At 72.0% G+C, this 24,682-nt stretch carries 21 protein-coding genes; 13 read left to right on the top strand and 8 right to left on the bottom strand.

Annotation, left to right across the window (positions count from 1 at the left end):
* The first annotated feature begins 561 nt into the window (after positions 1 to 561).
* The 3 genes from ABT147_RS28510 to mtnB are packed head-to-tail and all read left to right on the top strand — an operon-like array spanning position 562 to position 2,488.
* On the top strand, positions 562 to 1,161 hold the full coding sequence (locus ABT147_RS28510) for a 1,2-dihydroxy-3-keto-5-methylthiopentene dioxygenase (protein ID WP_351411218.1): 600 nt from the start codon (positions 562 to 564) through the stop codon (positions 1,159 to 1,161).
* Positions 1,158 to 1,883 carry an acireductone synthase gene (mtnC, locus tag ABT147_RS28505; protein ID WP_351411216.1) on the top strand — a complete coding sequence of 242 codons (726 nt, stop codon included), beginning with the start codon at positions 1,158 to 1,160 and terminating at the stop codon, positions 1,881 to 1,883. The genes ABT147_RS28510 and mtnC overlap by 4 nt, the downstream gene beginning before the upstream one ends.
* Entirely contained in the window at positions 1,880 to 2,488 is a 609-nt protein-coding gene (gene mtnB / locus ABT147_RS28500) for a methylthioribulose 1-phosphate dehydratase (RefSeq protein ID WP_351411214.1), read from the top strand. Before mtnC ends, mtnB begins: the two co-directional genes overlap by 4 nt.
* Positions 2,489 to 2,708: 220 nt before the next feature.
* On the opposite strand, the gene mtnA is transcribed toward mtnB, so the two are convergent.
* Positions 2,709 to 3,740 (bottom strand): S-methyl-5-thioribose-1-phosphate isomerase, encoded by a 1,032-nt coding sequence (gene mtnA / locus ABT147_RS28495; protein ID WP_351411212.1) that lies wholly within the window; start codon positions 3,738 to 3,740, stop codon positions 2,709 to 2,711.
* A gap of 359 nt (positions 3,741 to 4,099) precedes the next feature.
* Here mtnA and ABT147_RS28490 point away from each other — a divergent pair, with 359 nt between their 5' ends.
* From ABT147_RS28490 to ABT147_RS28450, 9 genes are all read left to right on the top strand, one after another.
* A complete protein-coding gene (locus ABT147_RS28490) occupies positions 4,100 to 5,188 on the top strand; it encodes a BMP family ABC transporter substrate-binding protein (RefSeq protein ID WP_351411210.1) in 1,089 nt (362 codons plus the stop codon).
* The gene (locus tag ABT147_RS28485; protein WP_351411208.1) at positions 5,169 to 6,800 is read left to right on the top strand and encodes an ABC transporter ATP-binding protein; all 1,632 of its coding nucleotides are present in this window, start codon (positions 5,169 to 5,171) and stop codon (positions 6,798 to 6,800) included. The genes ABT147_RS28490 and ABT147_RS28485 overlap by 20 nt, the downstream gene beginning before the upstream one ends.
* A gap of 1 nt (position 6,801) precedes the next feature.
* Entirely contained in the window at positions 6,802 to 7,878 is a 1,077-nt protein-coding gene (locus tag ABT147_RS28480) for an ABC transporter permease (RefSeq protein ID WP_351411205.1), read from the top strand.
* A complete protein-coding gene (locus tag ABT147_RS28475; RefSeq protein ID WP_351411203.1) occupies positions 7,878 to 8,756 on the top strand; it encodes an ABC transporter permease in 879 nt (292 codons plus the stop codon). The genes ABT147_RS28480 and ABT147_RS28475 overlap by 1 nt, the downstream gene beginning before the upstream one ends.
* Positions 8,753 to 9,544 carry a nucleoside phosphorylase gene (locus ABT147_RS28470; RefSeq protein WP_351411201.1) on the top strand — a complete coding sequence of 264 codons (792 nt, stop codon included), beginning with the start codon at positions 8,753 to 8,755 and terminating at the stop codon, positions 9,542 to 9,544. The genes ABT147_RS28475 and ABT147_RS28470 overlap by 4 nt, the downstream gene beginning before the upstream one ends.
* Complete coding sequence (locus ABT147_RS28465) at positions 9,541 to 10,839, top strand: amidohydrolase (protein ID WP_351411199.1); 1,299 nt, start codon at positions 9,541 to 9,543, stop codon at positions 10,837 to 10,839. The genes ABT147_RS28470 and ABT147_RS28465 overlap by 4 nt, the downstream gene beginning before the upstream one ends.
* A 79-nt stretch (positions 10,840 to 10,918) precedes the next feature.
* Positions 10,919 to 11,590, top strand: a complete 672-nt coding sequence (locus ABT147_RS28460; RefSeq protein ID WP_152167661.1) for a FadR/GntR family transcriptional regulator — start codon at positions 10,919 to 10,921, stop codon at positions 11,588 to 11,590.
* Between the two features lie 181 nt (positions 11,591 to 11,771).
* The gene (locus ABT147_RS28455; RefSeq protein WP_351411197.1) at positions 11,772 to 14,720 is read left to right on the top strand and encodes an NACHT domain-containing protein; all 2,949 of its coding nucleotides are present in this window, start codon (positions 11,772 to 11,774) and stop codon (positions 14,718 to 14,720) included.
* A gap of 143 nt (positions 14,721 to 14,863) precedes the next feature.
* Positions 14,864 to 15,883 carry a PAC2 family protein gene (locus ABT147_RS28450; RefSeq protein ID WP_351411194.1) on the top strand — a complete coding sequence of 340 codons (1,020 nt, stop codon included), beginning with the start codon at positions 14,864 to 14,866 and terminating at the stop codon, positions 15,881 to 15,883.
* A 119-nt stretch (positions 15,884 to 16,002) separates the two neighbouring features.
* On the opposite strand, the gene ABT147_RS28445 is transcribed toward ABT147_RS28450, so the two are convergent.
* From ABT147_RS28445 to ABT147_RS28425, 5 genes are all read right to left on the bottom strand, one after another.
* Positions 16,003 to 17,019 carry an SMP-30/gluconolactonase/LRE family protein gene (locus ABT147_RS28445; RefSeq protein ID WP_351411192.1) on the bottom strand — a complete coding sequence of 339 codons (1,017 nt, stop codon included), beginning with the start codon at positions 17,017 to 17,019 and terminating at the stop codon, positions 16,003 to 16,005.
* 364 nt (positions 17,020 to 17,383) lie between these two features.
* The gene (mshC, locus tag ABT147_RS28440) at positions 17,384 to 18,613 is read right to left on the bottom strand and encodes a cysteine--1-D-myo-inosityl 2-amino-2-deoxy-alpha-D-glucopyranoside ligase (RefSeq protein WP_351411190.1); all 1,230 of its coding nucleotides are present in this window, start codon (positions 18,611 to 18,613) and stop codon (positions 17,384 to 17,386) included.
* A gap of 336 nt (positions 18,614 to 18,949) precedes the next feature.
* A complete protein-coding gene (locus ABT147_RS28435; protein WP_351411187.1) occupies positions 18,950 to 19,831 on the bottom strand; it encodes an SCO1664 family protein in 882 nt (293 codons plus the stop codon).
* Positions 19,795 to 20,385, bottom strand: a complete 591-nt coding sequence (locus tag ABT147_RS28430) for a DUF3090 domain-containing protein (protein ID WP_037701872.1) — start codon at positions 20,383 to 20,385, stop codon at positions 19,795 to 19,797. The genes ABT147_RS28435 and ABT147_RS28430 overlap by 37 nt, the downstream gene beginning before the upstream one ends.
* Before the next feature lie 96 nt (positions 20,386 to 20,481).
* Positions 20,482 to 21,168, bottom strand: a complete 687-nt coding sequence (locus ABT147_RS28425) for a histidine phosphatase family protein (protein WP_351411185.1) — start codon at positions 21,166 to 21,168, stop codon at positions 20,482 to 20,484.
* Positions 21,169 to 21,257: 89 nt separating this feature from the next.
* Between ABT147_RS28425 and ABT147_RS28420 the strand changes: the two genes are divergently transcribed.
* Positions 21,258 to 22,253 carry a magnesium and cobalt transport protein CorA gene (locus ABT147_RS28420; RefSeq protein ID WP_351411182.1) on the top strand — a complete coding sequence of 332 codons (996 nt, stop codon included), beginning with the start codon at positions 21,258 to 21,260 and terminating at the stop codon, positions 22,251 to 22,253.
* 90 nt (positions 22,254 to 22,343) lie between these two features.
* On the opposite strand, the gene ABT147_RS28415 is transcribed toward ABT147_RS28420, so the two are convergent.
* Complete coding sequence (locus tag ABT147_RS28415; RefSeq protein ID WP_351411180.1) at positions 22,344 to 23,132, bottom strand: ferritin-like domain-containing protein; 789 nt, start codon at positions 23,130 to 23,132, stop codon at positions 22,344 to 22,346.
* A gap of 308 nt (positions 23,133 to 23,440) precedes the next feature.
* Positions 23,441 to 24,496 (bottom strand): LLM class F420-dependent oxidoreductase, encoded by a 1,056-nt coding sequence (locus ABT147_RS28410; RefSeq protein ID WP_351411178.1) that lies wholly within the window; start codon positions 24,494 to 24,496, stop codon positions 23,441 to 23,443.
* Positions 24,497 to 24,682 lie beyond the last annotated feature (186 nt).

Here is a 24,682-nt window from a genome sequence, read left to right as displayed (position 1 = left end):
CACGGCTCCAGGTGCGGTGCGAAGGGAGGAAGGGAGTACTCGACCCGGAGCAGGGGCGGAAACGCGCCACCGTGCGGCGCACGGCGAACACCCGGTACGTCAGGGCGCGTCAGGGTGTGTCGGGGCTCCGGGAGTGGTCAGCGACAGCTGGCCGTGGTCGACCGGAGCAGGTCCACGTACAGCCGCCGCACGAGCAGCAGCGTCTTCATACACAGATCATGAGAACGATTTCAGCCATGCGTCAAAGCAATGAGAGCGGTTTCTCAGCAGGTGAGACAGCGACTACGTCACACATGTCCGTACATGGACCGGCGTTACCATCTCGGTACCGGCACCCGACCGGCACCACAGTGAGGTCCCGATGACGACATCCGACGCGAAGGCGCAGCGCATGCCCGGCATGCGCTGGTGTCCCGGCGCGCTCTGTCGCGGCTGACCGGCCGCTCGTCCCTCACGTTCCCCCCTTCCCGCCTGCCCAGCCGTCCGGGTGCTCGTCCCGGCATCCGGACACCCGTTCCGGATTCCTCCCAGACTCCCTTTCCTACCTCTGGAGTTGCTCCCATGACCTTGCTGACCACCTGGCCCGAGTCCGGTCCGGAGACCCTGGTGCGTCGTACCTCCGACCCCGTCGAGATCGCGGCCGCGCTGGCGCCGCTCGGGGTGCGCTACGAGCAGTGGCCGATCCGTGAGGAGGTGCCGTTCGACGCGGACGGCGAGACCGTGTTCGCCGCGTACGGCCCGGAGATCGACCGGCTCAACGCCGAGGAGGGCTTCACGACCGTCGACGTCCTCGGGCTGCACCCGAGCGACGACCCCGGGTTCCCGGCGAAGGCGAAGGCCGCCCGCGAGAAGTTCCTCCAGGAGCACACGCACGACGACGATGACGAGGTCCGCTTCTTCGTCTCCGGCTCCGGCATCTTCTATCTGCACGTCAACGGCGAGGTGCACGCGGTCTACTGCGAGAAGGGCGACCTGCTGGGCGTGCCGCGCGGCACGACGCACTGGTTCGACATGGGCACCAACCCGTCGTTCACCGCGATCCGCTTCTTCCACGAGGAGGACGGCTGGATCGGCAGCTTCACCGGCTCCACCATCGCCTCCCGCTTCCCGGACTACGACACGATCGACGCCGGGTACCAGCAGGACAAGGCAGCGGTGTGAGCCAGGTCTTCGACATCGACTCCGTGGTGCTCGACATCGAGGGCACCACGAGCGCCACGGGGTTCGTCGTGGATGTGCTCTACCCGTACTCCCGCTCTCGCTTCGGAGCACTGCTCTCGGAGCGGAGCGGTGATCCGGAGGTGGCGCGGGCGGTCGCGCAGGTGCGGGAGCTCATCGCCGAGCCGGACGCCGACGCCGTACGCGTCGAGAAGGCCCTCAACGAGTGGCTCGACGAGGACCGCAAGGCGACGCCGCTGAAGACCCTCCAGGGCGTCATCTGGTCCGAGGGCTTCGCGCGCGGCGACCTCGTCTCCCACTTCTACGCCGACGTCCTCCCGGCCCTGCGTGCCTGGCACGCGGCGGGCGTACGCCTCCACGTGTACTCCTCGGGTTCCGTGGCCGCCCAGCGTGCCTGGTTCCGGTCGAGCCCCGAGGGCGATCTGCTGCCGCTGGTCGAGGGGTTGTACGACACCGAGAACGCGGGACCGAAGCAGGAGGCGGACTCGTACCGCACGATCGCGGCGGCCCTGGGCCTCGCCGCCACCCCCGACCGCGTCCTGTTCCTCTCCGACCGGCCCGGCGAGCTGGACGCGGCGCGGGAGGCCGGCTGGCACGCCGTCGGCATCCGGCGGCCCGGGGAGCCGTACTACGAGCAAGGCGTCGGCGATCACGCGCAGGCGGGGACGTTCGACGAGATCACCATCACGAGGAGCACCGCATGACCACCGAGATCTCGCCCCTGGACCTGGAGGAGGCGGGCGCCGTCCTGGCCGCCGAGTCGGCCCGCTTCGCCTCCTTCGGCTGGATGCGCGGCACCTCGGGGAACCTGTCGGTGGTGCTGTCCCGCGATCCGCTGCGGCTTGCGGTCACCGCGAGCGGCCACGACAAGGGTGAACTGACGCCCGCGGACGTGGTGTTGGTCGACGGGAACGGTGCCGCGGTCCAGGGCGGCAAGCCGTCCGCCGAGGCCGAGTTGCACGCGCGGGTCGCCGCGCTGACCGGGGCGGGTGCCGTGGTCCACGTCCACACGGTCGCGTCCGTGGCGATGGGGCGCCGTGAGCCCGCCGGCATCGTCTTCAGGGACCTGGAGATGCTCAAGGGCGTCGGCCAGCCCGCCCACGACGTCGAGGTCACCCTCCCGGTCATCACCAACAGCCAGGACATGAAGGTGCTGGGCGACCGTCTGGAGGCCGCCCGCGACCCGCGTATGCCGGCGGTGGTCGTCGCGGGCCACGGCCTGTACGTGTGGGGGGACACGCCCCGCCAGGCCCGCCACCACACCGAAGTGGTCGAGTGGCTGCTGGAGTTGGAGCTCTCCGAGCGGTGACCGTGCACGGGGTGAGGGTCCGTGGCCATGCCGCCGGACCCTCGCCGTCGTGGTTGCGCGCCGCTGCGGCGGGAGGAAAGTGCCGATGGACATCCCGTCCCGGCAGCTGTCTTCCGCCGCTCTGTCTTTCCCCGGCCGCCCCTTTTTCTCCGCCGGAACGGCGCGCGACCACGACGGCGAGGGCTCGACGGCATCCGTGTGTCGCTCGGCCCGCCGCCCGCTACCTCAGGCGCTCGCCCGGCACTTCGCCCGCCGAGACCTCCAACACGCCCCGCTCGGTGACCAACCCCGTCACCAGGCGCCCCGGTGTCACGTCGAACGCCGGGTTGTGGCCCCGGGACTCGGCCGGAGCGGTACGCACCCCGCCCCACTCCAACACCTCGTCCTCGCCCCGGAGTTCGATGTGGATGTCGGTGCCGGAGGCGGTGGCGAGGTCGACCGTGGTCGTGGGCGCGGCGACGACGAAGGGGATGCCCGCGTCGGCGCAGGCGAGGGCGACGCCCACGGTGCCGACCTTGTTCGCGGTGTCGCCGTTGGCCGCGATGCGGTCGGCGCCCACGATCGCCGCGTCGACCTCGCCGCGCAGGATCGTGCCGGCGGCGGCCCCGTCCGCCTGGACGTAGTGCGGGATGCCCTCCTGGACCAACTCCCAGGCGGTCAGGCGGGATCCCTGGAGGAGGGGACGTGTCTCGTCGGCGTACACCACCTCGATACGGCCGCGCGCGTGCAGTTCACGGATGACGCCAAGTGCCGTACCCCAACCGGCGGTTGCGAGCGCGCCCGTGTTGCAGTGGGTGAGCACCCGCAGCGGACGGTCGACGCCCACCCGCTTCAGCAGCCAGTCGGCGCCGAACACCCCCATCGCCCGGTTCGCCTCGACGTCCTCGCGCTGGACGGCGGCGGCCTCCTCCAGCACCGCCTCCAGCCCCTCGTCGAAGCGGGTCATGACGCGGTCCACGCACACCATCAGGTTCACGGCGGTGGGCCGGGCCTCACGGACGCGGGCGACGGCGGCGCGCACCTCCTCGGCCGACCAGCCCTCCCGCTCGCCCTCCAGCAGCGCGAGCGCCACCCCGTACGCGCCCGCCGCGCCGATCGCGGGCGCGCCGCGGACGACGAGGCGCTGAATGGCGGCGACCAGGGCGTCGACGTCGCGGATCTCGACCGTCTCGGTGCGGTGCGGCAGGACCGTCTGGTCGATGAGCGCAAGGCTGTTTCCGGCCCAGTCGACGGCGCGCAGTTCCTGGGGCATAGCGGGGCACTCCTGGTGTTCCGAAGGTGCCCGACACCGTACATGACCTCGAAGAACCGTCAGGAACCACAGTTCGAGACAGCGGGGCGTGCGTCCGGAAAGCGGTGTTACAGTCCAGCACCGCCCGCAGCCCGAAGGCCGATGTGAAGGAGGATCCGTGCTGCTCACCCTGCGCCGTTTCCTCGACCACGGCCGCTGCGCGAGCGACGGCTGTCGCCGCTGACCCGGTCGCGAAGACCACGTCGGCGCCCCGCCGTTCCTCCCCCACACGGATCCACACCTCGCTCCACCTCCCTCCCCAGGGCTCGTCAACGGCGACGATCCCGGCCCTTGCCGCACCCTCCGGAAGGTCGCCCCCGATGTCCCGCACCGCCGACGTCATCGATGTCACCCGTCTCTCCCGCAGATCCAGGCGCCCGCTGCGACTGGCCGCCCTCGCCACCGGCACCGTCCTGCTGGCCACCGCCTGCAACGCGGCCGCGCAGAAGGACGACGCGTCCGGCGCCGCCAGTGGTGGCAGCGGCAGGAGCTTCACGCTCGTCACCCCGGACGCCGTCGGCCAGAACGAGTTCCTGAAGGCCGCCGTCACCGGTGTGAAGGCGGCGGCGAAGGCGCACGACGGCTCGCAGAAGGTCTACGAGTCCACGGACTCGGCCTCGCAGCAGCAGAACGTGCAGGCCGCCGTGGACGAGAAGCCGGACGTGATCGTGCTGGTCGGCTTCGAGTTCGCGGACCTGGTCGCACAGCAGGCCGAGGCCCACCCGAAGCAGCAGTTCCTGCTGGTGGACGCGTGCACGGAGAAGACGCTCGAGAACGTGTCGTGCGCGGTGTTCCGCGAGCACGAGGGCGTCTTCCTCGCGGGCGCCGAGGCCGGTCTGCTCAGTGAGAGCGGCAAGGTCGGAGCCGTGGACGTGCTGGACACGCCCCAGTTCCGCCGCTTCAGCGACCCGTTCGCCGCCGGTGCCAAGCACGTCGCCGCCAAGACGGAGACCTCGACCCGCTTCGTCGGCGGCCAGTCCCCGTTCGACGACTCCGCCCGCGCCAAGGAGCAGGCCAACTCCCTGCTCGCCAAGGGCTACGACCAGATCATGGCCGCCGCGGCGGCGGGCAACTACGGCGTGTTCGAGGCGGCGAAGGCCAAGGGCGCGTTCGCGTACGGCGTCGACGTCAACCAGTGCCCCTCCGCGCCCGGCACGGTCGTCGACAACGTCGTCAAGCGGACGGACGTCGCCGTGGAGAAGGGCATCGAGCAGGTCCTCGACGGCAAGGTGGGCACGGTGTCGTACGGCCTGAAGGAGGGCGGCATCAGCCTCACCGGGCTGGAGGACGGTGTGGAGTCCTCCCAGTGCGTGATCGCCGACCACAAGGACGTGCTGGAGAAGGTCGAGGCGCTGCGCGACCGAATCGTGTCGGGAGAGCTGAAGGTCGATGACCCCGCGGCTGCCTGACGAACCGGCGGGGGCCGGGGCGTCCACGGACGACGCCCCGGCGACCCACGCTGCCGCGCACGGCACCGCCACCGCCGCCCCGGCCGCCGTCGAACTCCTCGGCATCACCAAGCGCTACCCCGGCACCCTCGCCAACGACTCCGTCGACCTGACCGTCCGCCCCGGCGAGATCCACGCGCTCATGGGCGAGAACGGCGCGGGCAAGTCGACGCTCATGTCGGTGCTGTACGGGATGGAGCGCCCGGACGCCGGCACGATCCGGGTCGACGGGCGCGAGATGTCCTTCGCCGGGCCCGCCGACGCGATGGCCGCCGGGCTCGGCATGGTCCACCAGAGCTTCAAGCTGTTCGACTCGCTGACGGTCGCCGAGAACGTGGTGTACGCCGCCGAACCGCGCCGCTTCGGCCTGGTGGACCGGGCCGCGGCCCGCCTCCGGGTCCGTGAACTCGGCGCGGAACACGGCCTGGTGGTCGATCCGGACGCCCGGGTCGGCGACCTGCCCGTCGGGCTGCGCCAGCGCGTGGAGATCCTCAAGCTCCTCCACCGGGGCGCCCGCACCCTCATCCTCGACGAGCCGACCGCCGTGCTGACGCCCGCCGAGGCCGACGCCCTGTTCACGGTGCTCAAGTCGCTCGCGGCGCGGGGCCGTACGGTGATCCTCGTCACGCACAAGCTGCGCGAGGTGCTGGAGGGCAGCGACAACGTGACCGTCCTGCGGGACGGCCGGGTCGTCGCCCGGCTGCGCACCGCCGACACGACCGCCGACGCGATCGCGGCGGCTATGACGGGCCGCGCCGTGGAACTGGACCGCGTCCACGCGACCGGCACGCCCGGCGAAGTGATCCTGGACGTCGACGGCCTCACCACCGACGGTGTGCGCGGTGTCGCGCTCACCGTCCGCGCAGGGGAGATCGTCGGTATCGCGGGGGTCGCCGGCAACGGCCAGAGCGAACTGGTCGAGGCCCTCGCCGGACTGCGCCCGGTGGCCTCGGGCCGGGTCCGGCTGCGCGGCGAGGACATCACACACGCCTCGGCGACGCGACGGCGCGCCCGGGGCCTCGCGTATGTGCCGGAGGACCGTCACGCGGTGGGTACGGCACCCGCCGCGTCCGTGGCGGAGAACCTGGCGATGGGCCATCACCGTACGTCGCTGTCGTCCGGGTCCCGGCTCGGACTGCTCCCGCCCACCGCCGTACGCGACCACGCGCGCCGCCTGATCGAACGGTTCGGCATCAAGGCGTCGAGCCCGGACGTCCCCGCGTCGGCGCTGTCCGGCGGCAACCTCCAGAAGCTCCTCATCGGCCGCGAACTCGCCCACGACGCACCGCTGTTGCTCGTCGAGCAGCCCACCCGCGGTGTCGACATCGGGGCCGTCCAGAACATCCACGACCAGCTCGTCGCCCACCGCGACGCCGGTCACGCCGTCCTCCTCGTCTCCGCCGAACTGAGCGAGATCCGGGGCCTGTCGGACCGGGTGCTCGTCATGTACGAGGGTCGCGTGACCGCCGCGTACGACAAGGCCGAGGCGCACGAGAGCGTGCTGGGGCTCGCGATGGCGGGCAGTGGCAGCGACAGCGACGACCGTGCGCGACCGGTGGAGGCCGGGGACTGACATGAACCCGATACCCAAGGCCCGGCTGGTGGGCGCCCTGCGCTCCCCCGTCGCCTTCTCCGTCCTCGCCGGTGTCCTCATCGGCGCCCTGTTCCTGCTCGGTACGGGCGCCGACCCGCTGACCGCGTACGGCGCCGTCCTCACCGGATCGCTCGGCGCGGACGGCATCGGCGCCACATTGAGCACCGGCACGAGTGTGCTGGGCATGGCCCTGGCGCTCGCGATCCCGCTGCGCGCCGGACTGATCAACCTCGGCGGCGACGGACAGCTGGTCCTCGGCGGCATCAGCGCGGCCGTCACCGGCCTGTACTCACCGCTCCCGGCGCCACTCACCGTCGTCCTGGCCCTGCTGGCGGGCATGGCGGCCGGTGCCGCGTACGCCGCCCTCGCCGCGCTCTGCGAGAACCGGCTCGGTGTTCCTCTGCTGGTCAGCAGCCTTCTGCTGAGCTACCCGGCGGTGTCGCTCGCCTCCTATCTGGCCCGTTACCCGCTCAAGGAGCCCGGCTCCAGCCTCCCCCAGACCCGTCGGCTCCCGGAGGGCGTGGCACTGCCCGCGTTCGGGGAATCGACGGTGACCGTCGGGCTGTTGCTCACGGTCCTCGCGGCGGTCGTGTACTGGTTCACCGACCGGCGCACGGCGCTCGGCTACGAGATCCGGATGACCGGCCTCAACCCGCGTTTCACCGCGTACGCCGGGGTGGAGCGCGCGGGGCTGACGCTGCGGCTGATGGCGGTGTCGGGCGCGCTCGCCGGGCTGGTGGGCGCGATCGGGGTGCTGAGCTTCCCGTACCGCTTCCTGGACGGCTCGCTCACCGCCCCCGGTTACACCTGGACGGGTCTGACGGCCGCGCTGCTCGCGGCGGCGGCACCGCTCGGCACGCTCCTCGCCTCGTTCTTCTTCGCCGTCCTCCAGGTCGGCGGGCTGTCGATGGAGCGGACGACCGAGGTGCCGCGCGAGCTGACGCAGGTCCTCCAGGCCATCGTCATCGTGTTCCTGGCGGCCCGACTGCGGTTCCCGCAACAGTGGTTCCCGCGACGGTGGTTCGGCGGGCGGGACCGGCGGAAGGCGGCCGTGTGATGTTCTTCGACTCCGATCTCCTCATGTCCGCGCTGCGCGCGCTCACCCCCATCCTGCTGGCCGCGCTCGGCGGCGCCCTGTGCGAGCGGGCGGGCGTCTTCAACATCGGCCTCGAAGGCATGATGCTGCTGGGCTGCTTCACCGCCGTGACGACCAGCTGGTTCACCGGCAGCCCCTGGCTCGGCGTCCTCGCGGCGGCCCTGGCGGCAGCCGCGTACTCCCTCGTCCTGGCCGTCGGCGCGGTGACGCTGCGCGGCGACGCGGTGGTCCTCGGCATCGCCATGAACCTGCTCGCCGTCGGCCTGACCAGCTTCCTGCTCCGCACGGTCTTCGGCGTCCAGGGCACCTTCGACGATCCGTCGCTCGCCGGACTCCCGCTGATCGGTGGCCTCTCCCCGCTGGCGTATCTGGCGTGGGCGGCGGTCGGTGTCGCCGCGCTCGCCCTGTCCCGGCACGTATGGGGGCTCAGGCTGCGCGGGGTCGGCGAGGCACCGGACGCGGCGGCGACGCTCGGGGTGAGCCCGGCCAGGTACAAGTACGCGGCGGTGCTCGTCTCGGGTGTGCTGTGCGGGCTCGCGGGCGCCCAACTCGCCCTTGGTAACGTCACGTTGTTCTCCGAGAACATGACGGCGGGCCGGGGCTGGATCGCCGTGGTCGCGGTGATGCTCGGCCGTGCGCTGCCGCTCGGCGTGCTGCTCGCCGCGCTCCTCTTCGGTGTCGCCGAGGCCGCGGGCTTCCGCCTGCAGGGGCTCGGCCTGCCGCAGCAGGCGACGGACGCCGCGCCGTACGTCGTCACCCTCGGCGCCCTCTTCCTGACGACGGCCCGCCGCCGCACCAGGAGCACCACCCGTACCGACAGCACTGGAGCCACCACATGACACAGGACCTCGGCCTCCTGCCCGTCACCCGAATACCCCGCACCGGGCTGCCGCCGCGCGCGGTCGTGGTCGGCGACCCGGCACGCGCCGCGGCCGTCGCCGCGCTGCTCGACGGGGCCGAGGAGGTGTCGTACCACCGCGAGTACCGGGTGTTCAGCGGGAGTTGGAAGGGTGTGCCGGTCGTCGTCGCCTCGCACGGCGTGGGCGGCCCGGGCGCGATCCTGCTGTTCCAGGAACTGGCGGACGCGGGGGTCCGCACCTTCCTGCGGTTCGGTACGGCGGGCGCGATGAAGCCGGGCATCGGCGACGGCGACCTCGTCATCGCGGAGGCGGCCGTGCGCGACGACGGGGTGACCCAGCAGTTGCTGCCGCCCGAGTACCCAGCGGTCTCCGCCCCCGAGGCGGTCCTCGCGCTCCAGCGCGCCGCCCGTGAGGTGGGAGCGCCGCACCATCGGGGCATCGTATGGACGAGGGCGGCCTTCCAGCCGGGTCTCATCCCGCTCGACGCCTACGACCGGGCCGGACTGGCGGCCATCGAGATGGAACTGTCCGCGCTGTATGTGACGGCCTCGCTGCGGGGCCTGGTCGCGGGCGGCGTCCTCGTGGTGGACGGCGCGAACGCCGACGAACTGGTCGACGTCGAGACCACCGGCGGCTACGACCCGCACCGCGAGGTCGTCGCACTGGGCGTGGAGCGCGGGGCGGTCGTCGCGCTGGAGGCGCTGCGGCTGCTGACCGAGGAGTACGGGTTCGAGGACGGCGACGGCTTCGAGGGGGACGCCGCGTGAGCGAGCACGTCGACCTGCTGGTCCACGGCGGTGACGTCCTGACCATCGACCGGGCCGGAACTCTCGTACGGGGCGGGGCCGTCGCCGTCCGCGACGGCGAGATCGTCGCGGTCGGACCGGCGGAGGAGTGCCGTACGGCGTACACGGCGGCGGAGACCATCGACGCCGAAGGCTGTCTCGTGCTCCCCGGGCTCGTCAACGCCCACACCCACCTCGCGATGACCCTTCTGCGGGGGCGCGCGGACGACGTCACCCTCCAGGGGTTCCTGGAGCGGGTGCTGCGGTGGGAGGCGCAGCTGCTGTCGCCGAAGAACGTGGCGGCGGCGGTGCGGGTCGCGATCGCCGAGAGCCTGCGGGCCGGGGTGACGTCCGCGCTGGACATGTACTGGTTCCACGAGGCGGCCGAGCGGGTCGCGCGGGAGACGGGCTGGCGGCTGCACACGGGCCCGACCTTCATGGACGTGCCCGATCCCGCCGACGGCCTGGCGTACGGGGAGCGGCTGGAGTGGGCCCGGCGGGACCTCGCCGACCGTTCCCGCCGGCCGGGGACGCGCCCGGTCCTGTTCGCGCACTCGACGTACACGCTCGACCCGGACCAGCTGCTCGACATCGCCGCCCTGGCAAGGGAGTTCGGGGCGCTGCTGCACCTGCACGCGGCGGAGAACGCCACCGAGGTCGCGACCGTCGAGGTCCGTCACGGCAAGCGTCCGGTGGAGCTGCTGGACTCGCTCGGGCTGCTCGGCCCCGATCTGCTGCTGGCCCACGCGGTCGATCTCACCGGCCCGGAGATCGCGGCGCTGGCCCGCACCGGGACCTCGGTCGCGCACTGCCCGGTGTCGAACCTGAAGCTGGGCTGCGGGATCGCCCCGGTGCCCCGGCTGCTGAGCGCGGGCGTCACCGTCGGGCTGGGCACAGACGGGGCAGTCAGCTCGAACACACTGGACGTGCTGGGTGCCGTACGGCAGGCCGCGCTGGTGCACAAGGCCGCCGGCGACCCCACGGCGGTCGGCGCCGAGCAGGCGGTGCGCATGGCGACGATCGAGGGCGCCCGCGCGCTGGGGCTCGGCGACCACCTGGGCTCCCTGGAGCCCGGCAAACGGGCCGATCTGATCGTGCTCGACCTGGGCGGACCGCATCTGCGCCCGCGCCACGACCCGTGGTCCACCCTCGCCTACGCCGCGCACTCGGCGGACGTGCGCGACACGGTCGTCGAGGGGCGGGTGTTGATGCGTGAGCGCGTCCTCACCACCCTCGACGAGGCCGCGGCCCTGGCCGACCTGGAGGCTTTGGCCTGATAGAGGTGCTGGAGCCCGCATAATGGCCTGATACATCGGACGTCTGAACGCAGGGTCTGAACGACAGGGAGAGTCCGCGATGGCAGTCACCGACGAGGCGATCGAGAAGATCAAGGGCATGATCGTCTCCGGCGCGCTGCGCCCCGGCGACCGGCTCCCGAAGGAGAGCGAGCTGGCCGCCGATCTCGGGCTGTCCCGCAACTCCCTGCGCGAGGCCGTACGCGCCCTGTCGCTGATCCGCATCCTGGACGTACGGCAGGGCGACGGCACCTATGTCACCAGCCTCGATCCCCAACTCCTCCTCGAAGCACTGAGTTTCGTCGTCGACTTCCACCGCGACGACACCGTCCTGGAGTTCCTCGCCGTGCGCCGCATACTGGAGCCGGCGGCGACGGCGATGGCCGCACTGAAGATCAGCGAACAGCAACTGGACGCGCTGGCCTCCCAGTTGGACAAGCTCGGCACCGAACCGTCGGTGGAGGAGCTGGTCGCCTGCGACCTGGAGTTCCACAAGGGCATCGTGCAGAGCTCCGGAAACTCCGTGCTCTGCTCGCTCCTTGACGGGCTGTCGGGTCCCACGACCCGGGCCCGCATCTGGCGCGGCCTGACCCAGGAGGACGCCGTCAGCCGGACCCTGCACGAGCACCGCGCCATCCTGGCGGCCCTCCGCGACCGCGACGCCGACGCCGCGCGTTCCTGGGCCACGGTGCACATCGCGAGCGTGGAGCAGTGGCTGCGCTCGACGCTGTGAGGCTCCCGGCCCACGTTGTACGGGGCACGCCCCCGTAGCGCCACACTCCCCCACCGCTTCCACACGCCCCCACCGACACTTCCCGTGCGCCGTCCGTGAGTCGTTCTCCCTTGCGGAACGGCGATTTTCATACCTGTCGGCCCGCACAGGGGCAGGGGTGAACCGGAACGGGAGGTGCGTCATGCGGGGGCGACAGGCACGGGCGGCCGTGCGCGGGCTGTGGATCGGTATCGGGTGCGCGTCGCTCGTCGCCCTCGCGGTCACGCTCAAGTCGGCGCTCGACCGTTCGGGATCGTCGTCGGATGCCTACGCCGGTCCCAGTCTTGTCGTGGCGGTCATCGGCGGTGTCGTGTCCGTGACGGCGCTGCTCGCGGACGCCCTGCGCGACCAGACGGGGACCGCCGTACCCGCCGACCCGGCGGAGGACCGGGTCCGAGCGGCGGACGCGCTCGCCGGAGCGGTGCGCGCGCAGTGGTCCGAAGAGGCACGTCTGCGGCGCCTCCAGGACCCGGAACCCCTGAACACCCGCTGGCGCACGGCCGACCGGCTGCTGCGCGACGACCCCCGCAACATCCACCGCGGCGGGCCCGAGCCCACCCCGCAGGACGGCCGGTACACACTCAGCCGCGTCACCCGGGCCTTCGCCTCCGTGCCGTCGCGCCGCCTGGTGGTGCTGGGCGCCCCCGGCTCCGGCAAGAGCGTCCTCGCCACCTGTTTCACACTGGACCTCCTGAACGAGCGCGAGCCCGGCACCGCCGTCCCCGTGGTCTTCCCCCTCACCACCTGGGACCCGGAGACCTCCGGCCTGCGCGCCTGGCTCGCCGGGCGGCTGGCGGCCGAGTACCGGCCCCTGGCGGCAGCCGCCGAGGGCGGCACCCTGGCCGCCGCACTGCTGGACGCGCGCCTCGTCCTGCCGGTCCTGGACGGCTTCGACGAACTGCCGCCCGCCGTACGCGGCAACGCCTTGCGCGCTCTCAACGCCGAACTCGACGACGACCTCCCCGTACTGCTGACCTCCCGGACCTCCGCCTGGCGCGACGCGGTCACCACGCACGACGTGCTCACCGGCGCCGAGGTGGTGGAACTGCTGCCGCTCGACCTGCCGGAGGCGGCGGCCTACTTGGAACGCACGGCCCGCCCCGTGCGACTCCCGGACGGCACACGGGGAACGGTCTGGACGCCCGTGCTGAGCGCGCTGCGCCCACAGCCGCGCGGCCTGGCCGCCCACGCGCTGTGCGAGACGCTCTCCTCGCCACTGATGGTCGCGCTGGCACGCACGGTGTACGGCGACGGTGCCCCCCGCGACCCGGCCGAACTGCTGGACGCCCGCCGCTTCGGCACGACCGACCGGATCGAGGCGCATCTGCTGGACGCCTTCGTACCCGCCGCCTTCGGGGCGGGCGGCACGGTCGAGGGCGCCCGGCGGGGGGCGGTCGCGCAACGCCGACTCGCTTGGCTGGCCCGGGAGTTGGAGCGGCGGGGTACGGGACGCTTCGCATGGTGGGGGTTGTACGCCGGCCTGCCCGCGGTGGTGCGGGTGGGTGCCGTGGCGCTGCTCGCCCTGACCGCGATGTTCGCGCCGGCCCTGCCGCTGGTGGTGCCGGCCGCGGGCAGCACGGGAAGCCTCTTCGTCGTGGGCGGCTGGCCGACGCTCGTGGCCAACCTTCTCGGCGATCTGCTCGGCCTTGTCGTGGGCCTGGTGTGGCTGTTGCCCCGCACCGCGTCAAGCGGTGCCCGGCGAGTGCCGCTGCGCAGCCGCCTGCTCTTCCTCCTCGTGGTCTGTACCGGGATCGGCGTGGGATTCGGCGTCACCGACACCGGCTTCCTCGGCTTCCGGCCACGCTCGGGCACCGAGGGTCTGCTGCCCGAGTTCTCCGGTGGCGTCGCCATCGGAGTGCTTCTCATGATGCTCTTCTCCGCCGCCGGACTGCCGCGCCGGGCGGAACCGCTCGGATTCCCGTGGTGCGGCAGCCACGGGGGGCGCCTGGCCGCACGAACCGGCGGTGCGGTACTGGCGTGTGCCGCCGGGCTGCCCCTGTTCGGCTCGCCGCTCGTCCGCCCGGCGGACTCGGCGTGGTCGACGATCGCCGCCCTCACCTGTGTCACGGCCGGTGCGATCTTCTTCGTCGCCGGGCAGCGTCCCTCGGCCCGCACGACGGGGGCAGGCAGCTACGGCCGACAGTTCTTCGGGCGCTTCCTGGCGGGTGCCCTGCGCGGCTTCGCCGTCGGTCTCGCCCTCGGTATGTGCTTCGTCCTCGCGCTCGGCGCGGTCTGCGGAGCCGTCGGCGCCGCACGGGTGGCCTCGGCCCCCGACCTCGACGGCCACCGGTCGTCGACCTGGGCACACGAGGTACGGCCGGACGGCACCCGTGTCGTCGCCTCCCTCCACGCGATCCCCCTGCTTCTCGTGGACTCGACCTCGTCCGACGCGACCGCCGCGTACCCCGGGCACCTCACCCCGCTCGGTTGCCACACGGCGACCCGGACCTGTGACCGCTTCACCGCGTACGTCACCTTCATCGGCTCCGACGGCACGGTGAGAGCGGACATCGCGGGGCACGACACGGCCGAAGCGGCCGGCCTCTTCTCCGAGCTGCCCCTGCGGTCCCGGGCCTGGCTCGCGTACGACGCCCCCGCGCCGATGATCCTGGGTCGCCTCGTATCCCTCGTCCCCGTCGGCGTTCTGATGGGCGTCCTGGGCGGCCTCGCCTCCGGCCTGTACCGGGCCCTCGACATCCCGTCCGAACCGATGCGCGCCGCCGGTCCGGGCGCGACCCTGCGGACGGACCGGCTCGCGTCCCTGGCACGGGCCACGCTGGTGGCGGTGTCGGCCGGAGGGGTGTGCCTCCTGCTGTCCCGTCTGCGCGGCCTGCCGGACTCCGTCGACACCGCCACCATCCAGCTCTGGCTCCCTCTCGGCACCGCCGCCCTCGCCCTCAGCGCCTGGGCCCAGTTCGCCGTGGCCCGCTGCTGGCTGGCCCTGACCGGAAAGCTGCCCTGGCGGCTGATGGCCTTCCTCGACGAGGCCCACCGTCGGGGTGTGCTCCGGCAGTCCGGGGCGCACTACGAGTTCCGGCATCTCAGGCTCCAGCAACGGCTGGCCCGTGTCCGGGATGAAGTCGATCACTGACGGCTCGGATGACCGACGGGTGTTTCGGTCGTGCGATCGGGGCATTGATCCGTTCACTCCCCCGTGCAAGGGGGCTGCGGAGGCCCCCTCGGCACGCCGTAAGGTTGGGGCGTACGCGAGGGCACGTCGGAAGGAGGCGCTGGGTGATCGAGCTGGAGGGGGTTCCCGAGCTGATCGACCCAGTGATGGTGGCCGCGTTCGAAGGCTGGAACGACGCCGGCGACGCCGCCTCCACCGCGGTCGCGCATCTGGACAGGGAATGGAAGGGCGAGGTGTTCGCGGCGCTGGACGCCGAGGACTACTACGACTTCCAGGTCAACCGTCCCACGGTGTGGCTGGACGGCGGCGTACGGAAGATCACCTGGCCGACGACAAGGTTGTCGGTGGTCCGGGTCGGCGGCGACAAGCCCCGCGATCTCGTACTCGTCCGAGGTATCGAACCGTCGATGCGCTGGCGCTCGTTCTGCAACGAGCTGCTGGGCTTCGCCCACGAGCTGGGCGTGGAACTGGTCGTCATCATGGGCGCGCTACTCGGCGACACCCCGCACACGCGTCCGGTTCCGGTCAGCGGTGTCACGTCCGACGCGGACCTGGCGCAGCGGATGGATCTGGAGGAGACCAAGTACGAGGGCCCCACGGGCATCGTCGGCATCCTCCAGGAGGCGTGCACGCACGCGGGCGTCCCGGCGGTCTCGCTCTGGGCGGCGGTGCCGCACTACGTGTCGCAGCCGCCGAACCCGAAGGCGACGCTGGCCCTCCTGAACCGGCTGGAGGACCTCATCGACGTGCGCATCCCGCTGGGCGAGCTGCCCGAGGACGCGCGCGCCTGGCAGGTGGGCGTGGATCAGCTGGCCGCGGAGGACAGCGAGGTCGCCGAGTACGTGCAGACGCTGGAGGAGGCCCGGGACACCGCGGAGCTGCCGGAGGCGTCGGGTGAGGCGATCGCCCGGGAGTTCGAGCGGTATCTGCGGCGCCGTGACGGGGGTGGTCCGGCGTCGGGTGGTCACGCCACGGTGGACGGCGGCGACGGGACCACCGGGGCGTGGAATCCCAAGGACACTCCCGGCGGGCGTACGCGGCCGCCGAAGCCGCCTCGCCCTGAGACCGAGGCTGAGACCGAAGCTGAGGCTGAGGCTGAGGACGAGGATTCGTCGGACGACTGAGCCGGGGATCGCGGCGGATTACGTGACGCCGCGCGGGATCCGCGGGTTCGTTGTGGCTGGTCGCGCGGATCCCCGCGCCCCTTTGGGCGCGGGGAACCGCACCGGGAGGTACCAGGTGCTCAGCGCTTGATCGCCACCACCGCGTATGTCGTGTCCGGGGTCGGGGGCGTCGTGAAGCGGGCGTTGGGCAGGTAGAGGCGGTTCCGGTGGGACGCGACCGTCGTCGGGACGTCGAAGTCGGAGTCCGTGAGGCGGCCCTCGAAGATGCCACTGCGTCCGTCGGCGGCGAGCTGGAACACATCGACCGCGTTCTGGCGGTTCTGGACGACATAGAGCCGCCGGCCGAGGAGCAGCAGGCCGTCGCCGTTGGTGAGGGGTGCCGCGTCGCCGAGGTCGACCAGTGTTGTGACGCCGGTCCTCGGGTTCACCCGGTGCAGGCCGCCCGCGCCGGACTGGACGACCAGGAGGGCCTTGCCGTCCGGGGTGCCGGTGATGCCGTTGGCGTTGACGACCTCGCCGGGGGTCTGGGTCCAGGCGCCGCTCAGGGTGACCGTGACGACCTCGTCCGGGTCCGGCAGCGCGCCGTGGCGGCCGAGCGGCAGGGCGTACAGGGCGGGCTGGAACGAGTCGGTGAACCAGGCGGCGCGCGGGGTGAGGAAGACGTCGTTGGCGAAGGTCGGCGTCTTCGTGGTGAGGGTGTACGACGCGATGACCGCGCCGGTACGGGCGTCCACGACCCGGGCGCCCTGACCGCGCCCGGCGACGAACAGCCGCCCCCGGTCGTCGAGTTTGAGCCCGACGGAGGGCGTACCGGGGCCCGCGGAGATGATGGTGCCCTCGCCGGTGCGCAGGTCGGCGCGGTAGATCGAGCCGTCGCCGAGGGAGCCCAGGTAGGCGTAGGGGCCGCTGCCGATGGTGATGCCCTCGGGGCGGAAGCCGTTGGGCAGGGGGATGAGGTCGGGCCAGGTGTCCCCGGAGGACGAGGGGACGGTCGCGGAGGCGGTCGCCGCCGAGGACCCGACGAGCAGTGCGCCCGCGGTGGCGGCGGACGCCGTGAGCAGGCTTCGCCGACTGAGCTGACGTGCGGAGGGGGCTTGCGAGGCGTGCGGGGGTTGCGGAAGTTGCGGGGGAGCCACTGTGCGTCCCTTCCACGAAGGGACCGGCAGCCGGCCGGTCCGGCTTCAACTGACGTCTGTCACCCCATCACATGCCGACCGCCCCCGCAGCCCCTCCACGATCGACCGACAGCGCCTTGACAGCCCCGGGACCGCTGCCGGGAGCAGTGGGCGCCCCCTTCCGGCCGGAGGGGGGCGCCCACTGCTCCCGTTCGAACGACCCGCGTGACACGTGTGACGTCTCCGACGCCTGTGCAGAGTCGTTACTGCAGGAGTTGTTACTGCGAGAGTTGTCGCAGGAGTCGTTGCTGCGGCAGTCGTTACTTCCGGAGTCGTTGTCTCTGGAGCCGACGCCGCCGCTCAGGGCCTCGTCGCCTCAGGCCGTTCACAGGGCCACGCCGAGCAGCGCGTCCACGGCACGGGACACGACGCCGGGCGCGCCCTCGTCCGTACCGCCCCGCTCCTGCTGGAGCGCGGCCCAGCGGTCGACGGCGGCGAGCGCGGTCGGCGCGTCCAGGTCGTTCGCGAGGGCCTCGCGGATCTCCTCGACGAGGGCCTCGGCGGACGGTCCGTCGGGGCGGGAGACTGCGGCGCGCCACCGGTCGAGGCGGGCGACGGCGTCCTGGAGCACCTGGTCGGTCCACTCCCAGTCGGCCCGGTAGTGGTGGGCGAGGAGCGCGAGCCGTATCGCGGCCGGGTCGACCCCGTCGCGGCGCAGCCTGGAGACGAAGACCAGGTTGCCCTTGGACTTCGACATCTTCTCGCCGTGCAGCGCGACCATGCCGGCGTGGACGTACGCCTTGGCCATGGGGAACTCGCCGGTCAGCGCCTGCGCGTGCGAGGCGCCCATCTCGTGGTGCGGGAAGGCGAGGTCGGAGCCACCGCCCTGGACGTCGAAGCCCATGCCCAGGTGGTCGAGGGCGATGGCGACGCACTCGATGTGCCATCCGGGCCGGCCACGCCCGAGGGAGCCGCCGTCCCAGCTGGGCTCGCCCTCGCGCGCGGCCATCCAGAGCATCGGGTCGAGGGGGTTCTTCTTCCCCGCCCGGTCCGGGTCGCCGCCGCGCTCGGCGGACAGCACCCGCATCGCGGCGGCGTCGAGGCCCGACACCTTGCCGAAGTCGGGGTCGGCCTCGACGGAGAAGTAGATGTCCCCTTCGAGTTCGTAGGCGGCGCCGGAGTCGCGGAGCCGCTCGACGAGCGGAACGATTCCGGGGATCGCCTCGACCGCGCCGATGTAGTGGCGCGGCGGAAGCATCCGCAGGGCGGTCATGTCCTCACGGAAGAGGGCGGTCTCCTTCTCGGCGAGGGCCACCCAGTCGATGGCGTCACGCGCGGCACGCTCCAGCAGGGGGTCGTCGACGTCCGTCACGTTCTGGACGTAGTGAACCTGCCGCTTGGTGTCGAGCCACACGCGCTGTACGAGGTCGAACGCGTTGTAGGTCGCCGCGTGACCGATGTGGGTCGCGTCGTACGGGGTGATACCGCAGACGTAGATACGGGCGACGGGACCGGGGTCAAGGGTGATGAGCCCATCGGTCGCGGTGTCGTGGATCCGAAGGTCGCGGCCCTTGCCGGGCAGGGCGGGGACCTCAGAAGCGGGCCAGGCATGCATGCCACGAGCCTAACCCGATCGCTGCGTCACTATGCCGGGCGCCTGAGCACTCGGGGGTACGCCCTGTTTTGTGGCTGCGGCTGGTCGTGGACAGGCCGCCTACTGACTCGGGGGTGCGTCCTGTTATGCGAGTGCCGCCGGTACGTGGACAGGCCGCCTACTGACTCGGGGGTGCGCCTTGTTCTGCGACTGCCGCTGGTACGTGGCTGATCGCGTCCCCGCGCCCTGACGGGGCCCGGCCCCAGCCACGCCCCCAACTGCGGGCAATCGCGCAGGCGGCGCCTCGTAGCCGCCGAGTTGCGGAACCGACCTCGGCCGGCCCCGGCGAGGGGTGCCTCAGACCGGGGGCCAGGGGATCGCCGGCCAGTCGCCGGTCGGCTCCGGGTGCCGTCCGCTCGTCAGCAGCGCGGCGACCCGCGACCGCGTGGCGTCCAGCTCGGCCGGTGTGATCAAAGAGGCAAGCTTCCCGGCCAGCACCCCACCCTCACCGAGCGAGTCCCGCAACCGCCCCAGCACCTCCACGGCCTCGTCCGTGAGGGGCTCCCCGGCCCACCCCCACAACAGCGTCCGCAACTTGTTCTCGACGTTGAAGGTCACCCCGTGGTCGATGCCGTACAGCCGCCCCTCGGCGGCCGGCAGCAGATGCCCGCCCTTGCGGTCGGCGTTGTTGACGACCGCGTCGAGCACGGCGAGCCGCCGCAGCCGCTGGTCGTCGGCGTGCACGAGGAGCGCGGTCTCGCCCTCCCCGACCTCTGCGAAGCCGACGGCCTTCCAGCCCTCCCCGGCTTCCTCGCCCTCGACGAGGGCCAGCAGCTCGGACCCGGCCTCGCCCTCGATCCACAGCTGGCACATGCCCTCGCCGTACGGGCCGTCCCGCAGGACGGTGGGCGGGACGAGCCCCCAGCCGGTCGCCTCGGACACCTCGTACGCGGCGACCTCCCGCTGGGCGAGCGTCCCGTCGGGGAAGTCCCACAGGGGCCGCTCCCCGGCGACGGGCTTGTAGACGCAGGCGGCCTCGCGTCCCTCGTACGAGACCGTGCAGTACAGCACCGCGTTGGACGCCTCCCGCACCCGCCCGCGCACGGTCAGCTCGCCCTCGGCCAGCAGCACGACCAAAGGCTCGGCGGACGGTTCGGCGGGGGACGCCGAGCCGGCGGAGGCGGAGGCGGGCACGGAGGAGGTCACGCCCCGCGCCGGTATCCGTTCTGGCGCGGACATACGTGTCCCTCCGGATCGAGCGGCAGACTGCACAGCGGGCACGGCGGCCGCCCCGCGTTGACGACGTCGAGGGCGCGCTTGGCGAAGGCCCGGGCCTGGGAGCCGGTGAGCCGGACGCGGAGCATCGGCGGGCCGTTCTCCTCGTCCTGGAGCATCCGCTCCTCCGCCTCGGCGAGGTCCTCCTCGGAGTCGGCGTCCAGCTCGACCAGGGCCTGGGCCTCGACGATCATCCGCTCCTCGTCGCCGTCCCAGGCCAGAGCCATGGTGCCGACCCGGAACTCCTCCTCGACGGGGGCCTCCAGCGGCGCCGTGTCCGACACCTCGGTGGGCGCGACGGCCGGTACCGCGGCGCTGCCGCCGCTGCGCCGCACGACCTCGTCGAGCAGTTCGTCCATGCGCTCGGCGAGCGCGGCGACCTGCGTCTTCTCCAGGGCCACGCTGGTGACACGCTGCCCCGAGGAGGCCTGCAGGAAGAAGGTCCGGCGCCCGGGCAGCCCGACCGTACCGGCCACGAAGCGGTCCGGGGGGTCGTAGAGGAACACCTGACGGGACACGTCCTGTCTCCATTGGAATCGACGTCGGGACCGGCCGCGTCGGCTGCTGACTGGTTCAGCGCCGCCGCGACCGCTTCACCCTACTGCGGTTGACGATCACGGTGCCCCCGCACCGCCCCCGACGGTCGCGTCACCGCTCGGGGGCTCCTCGCGCGGCGCCAGGGACGTGAAGTCCCCGGTGTCGCCGAGGCGGACGAGAAACGGCCTCAGTCGTGTGTAACGGATCGCGGTGATGGAACACGGTTCGACAGAGATCCGCTGGAAGAGGTCCAGATGAAGTCCGAGTGCGTCCGCGACGAGCGACTTGATGATGTCGCCGTGCGAGCACATCAGATACACGGCGTCCGCCCCGTGGTCGCGCTCCACGCGCGCGTTCCACTCCCGCACCGCTTCAGCGGCCCGGTGCTGCATGGCCCGCATCGACTCGCCGCCCGGGAACTCGACCGCCGTCGGATACGTCTGTACGACCTCCATCAGCGGCTCGTCCTTCAGCTCGGCGAGCTTGCGGCCGGACCAGTCGCCGTAGTGGCACTCGCCGATGCGCTCGTCGGTGTGCGGGCTGAGGTCGGGCCGGGCGTCGAGGAGCGGGCGAATCGTTTCCTGGCAGCGCTGGAGCGGGCTGGTGACGACCTCGGCGATCGGCAGCCCGGCGAGGCGGCCGGGCAGCGCCGCGGCCTGCGCGGCGCCCCGCTCGTCGAGGGCGATCCCGGGCGTCCACCCGGCGAGCACTCCCTCGGTGTTGGCGGTGGAACGTCCGTGCCGGACAAGGATCAACGTGGGCATGCGCCCCAGCGTAGGCGCTCCGCCGGAGGCACAGTGATGAACTGCGGGCCGGGACGGCGGAAGAACGTTTTCGGAGAAAGGAACCTCCCGTGATCGTCGACTGCGCCGTCTACCGTGACGGCCACCGCACCGAGGGGCCCGACGACCTGTCGGACGCCCTGGCCGCCGCCCGCGCCTCCGGCGGCTTCGTGTGGATCGGTCTGCACGAGCCGACCGAGAAGGAGTTCGCCCTGGTCACGGAAGAGTTCGCGCTGCATCCACTGGCCGTGGAGGACGCGCTGAAGGCCCACCAGCGGCCCAAGCTGGAGGTGTACGACGACTCGCTGTTCATGGTCCTCAAGCCGGTCGTGTACGAGCCGTCCAGTGACACCGTGACCTCCGGCGAGGTGATGGTCTTCCTGGGCCATGCCTTCGTGGTGACCGTCCGCCACGGCGAGGGCTCGCCCCTGGGCGCCGTACGCGGCCGGCTGGAGCGGGAGCCCGAACTGCTCGGCAAGGGGCCCACGTCCGTCCTGTACGCGATCACGGACGCCACCGTCGACCACTACCTGGACGTGGCCACCGAACTCCAGACCGACCTGGAGGAGCTGGAGGCGGAGGTCTTCTCCCCCGACGGCGGCGGGTCCCGGAACACGGCGTCCCGGATCTACACCTTCAAGCGCCAGGTCCTGGAGTTCCGCCGGGCCACCGGGCCTCTCGCCGCCCCGCTGGTCCGCCTCTCGGGCACCGGCAACCTCACCGACGCGGTGCCGTTCGTCGACGAGAAGGCACAGCCCTTCTTCCGTGACGTCAACGACCACCTCACCCGTGTCAACGAGTCCGTCGAGGGCCTGGACCGGCTCGTCTCCGACATCCTCTCCGCGCACCTGGCGCAGATGAGCGTCCGCCAGAACGACGACATGCGGAAGATCTCCGCCTGGGCGGCCATGGCCGCGATCCCGACCATGGCGGCCGGCGTCTACGGCATGAACTTCGAGCACATGCCCGAACTGCGCTGGGTGTGGTCGTATCCCGCGCTGATGGCGCTGATGGTCATGACGGAGGTACTGGTGTTCCGGCTCTTCAAACGCCGGGGCTGGCTGTAGCCGCTGCCTCCCGGGGCCATGCCGTAGGCGCGCGTGGACGACGATCGACGCCCACGCGCGCGTGAGTGTTCGGCCGGTGCGGAAGGCGTCTCAGGCGAACTCGGGGGCCGCCGTCGCCGGTCCGCCCAGGGCGTCACGGCGGGCCGGCATCTCCAGGGTGACCATGCGGCGCCAGCCGAAGGCCCGCTCGTACGCGTACATCGCGCGGATGCCCGCGGCGAGGACGGCCGCCTTGGGCTTCGGCCAGCCCAGGATGCGGCCCATGCGGTCCATCACGGCGAGGCTGACGTCCCGGTAGACGGTGATCTCCGCGAGGGCGCACTCGCGGAGGGTCTTCTGGATGAGGCGGCCGTGTCCGGCGGCGGCGAAGCGCAGCAGTTCCTCGTGGGTGTAGGCGAGGTGGTTGTCCTCGTCGTCGGAGATCATCCGGACGGCCTTGCCGATCTCGGGGTGGGTCTCGAAGTTCTTGCGGAGCATCACCATCTGGTCGGCGGCGCGCTGTTCGGTGACCCGGCTGTGGGACAGGTAGACGATGATGTCCCGCACCGTGAGGGCCTGGTCGGCCTTGAGCTTCTCGTGCGCGAGGCCGATGCCGTTGCGCTCCAGGAGCATCGTGTAGTCGGTGTCGGGCGGGACCTCCACGGGCTGGAGGCCGCGCTTCTTCATGAGGGCCTTGAAGATCCGCCCGTGCTTGTCCTCGTCGGCGCCATGGCGGGTGATCTTGGGTGCGAGCGCGCGCTCGGTGGGCGGGACGAGTGCGGCGATGCGCGCGTTCTCCCAGCCGCCCTGTGTCTCCCCGCTGGCGGCGATGGAACAGAACAGGCGGAACGACTCGTCGTTGTCGACGATCTCCTGGAACAGACTCTTGGCCGAAAGCATCGAAGGACACCTCTCTGCAGGGGGCCTGGCAGGGTCCTGCAGAAAACGAGTCAAATGGGGTACCAGGAGCCGGGCAACAGCTGTGTCGGACAAATCCGCCGAACGAAGGATGCCGGGGCGGCGCGGAGGCGTAACCGAGCGGGCCGTGCCGCGTTGTCACCGGTGACGGCCGTGGCGGGGAAGACCCCCGAGCCCCCACCACGGCCGTAGTGCTTCCCGGCCGGCCGTCCGCCCCGCGCCCCCGAACCTTCTGTTCGATTCCACCGTTCGACTGTTCGCGGCTCTAGTCGGCCGCTGCGCCGTTCGGGTTACGCGAGCCCGGCCAGCTCCATGGCCTCCGAGCCGGCCCGGAGCGAGGCGATCCGCTCGTCCAGGGTGAAGCCGGCCGGGGCGAGCGTGAGGGTGGTGACCCCGGCCTCGGCGTAGGCCTTCATCCGGTCGGCGATGCGCTCGACGGAGCCGAGCAGCGTCGTCTGGTCGATCAGCTCGTGCGGGATGGCGGCCGCGGCCCCGGCCTTGTCACCGGCCAGGTACTTGTCCTGGATCTCGGCGGCCTCCTTCTCGTAGCCCATGCGCTGGGCGAGCTGGTTGTAGAAGTTCTGCTTGCGGCTGCCCATGCCCCCGACGTACAGCGCGGTGTACGGGCGGAAGGTGTCGGCGAGCGTCGTCACGTCCTTGTCGTCACCGACGGCGAGGGGCAGGGTCGGGCAGACGTCGAACCCTTCGAGGGTCTTGCCGGCCTTCTCCCGGCCGGCCCGCAGGTATTTGATCGCGGTGTCCTCCAGGTGCGCCGCCGAGGGGAAGATCAGCAGGGCGCCGTCGGCGATCTCGCCGGTCTGCTCCAGGTTCTTCGGGCCGATCGCGGCGATGTACAGCGGGATGTGCTCACGGGTGGGGTGCACGGTCAGCTTCAGCGGCTTGCCGGGGCCGCCGGGCAGCGGCAGCGTCCAGTGCTCGCCGTCGTGCGACAGGCGTTCGCGGGTCATCGCCTTGCGGACGATCTCCACGTACTCGCGGGTGCGGGCCAGCGGCTTGTCGAACTTGACCCCGTACCAGCCCTCCGAGACCTGCGGTCCCGAGACTCCGAGGCCGAGGCGGAAACGGCCGCCGGAGAGCGAGTCCAGCGTCGCGGCGGTCATCGCGGTCATCGCCGGCTGGCGGGCCGGGATCTGGAAGATGGCCGAGCCCACGTCGATGCGTTCGGTCTTGGCGGCGACCCAGCTGAGCACGGTGGCGGCGTCCGAGCCGTACGCCTCCGCCGCCCAGCACACCGCGTAACCCAGCCGGTCGGCCTCCTGGGCCACGGCCAGGTTGTCGCCGTCCATTCCGGCGCCCCAGTAGCCGAGGTTGATCCCGAGCTTCATATAGATCAGCCTTCCCCTTACCGATCAGTAACGTCTTTGTTTCGCCGACCATACCGGGCGGGGCCGCGTCGGAGCTCGGGAGGCGGGGGTTGTACGGCGGGTGCGGGCGGGTCGTGGCCGGTCGCGCAGTTCCCCGCGCCCCTCAGGGCGGCCCTGCGGGCCGATCTTGAAGGGCCGCAGGCTCTT

Source organism: Streptomyces sp. NPDC001868, from assembly GCF_040297125.1.
Lineage (GTDB): Bacteria > Actinomycetota > Actinomycetes > Streptomycetales > Streptomycetaceae > Streptomyces.
This window is presented reverse-complemented; position numbering and strand designations above follow the sequence as displayed.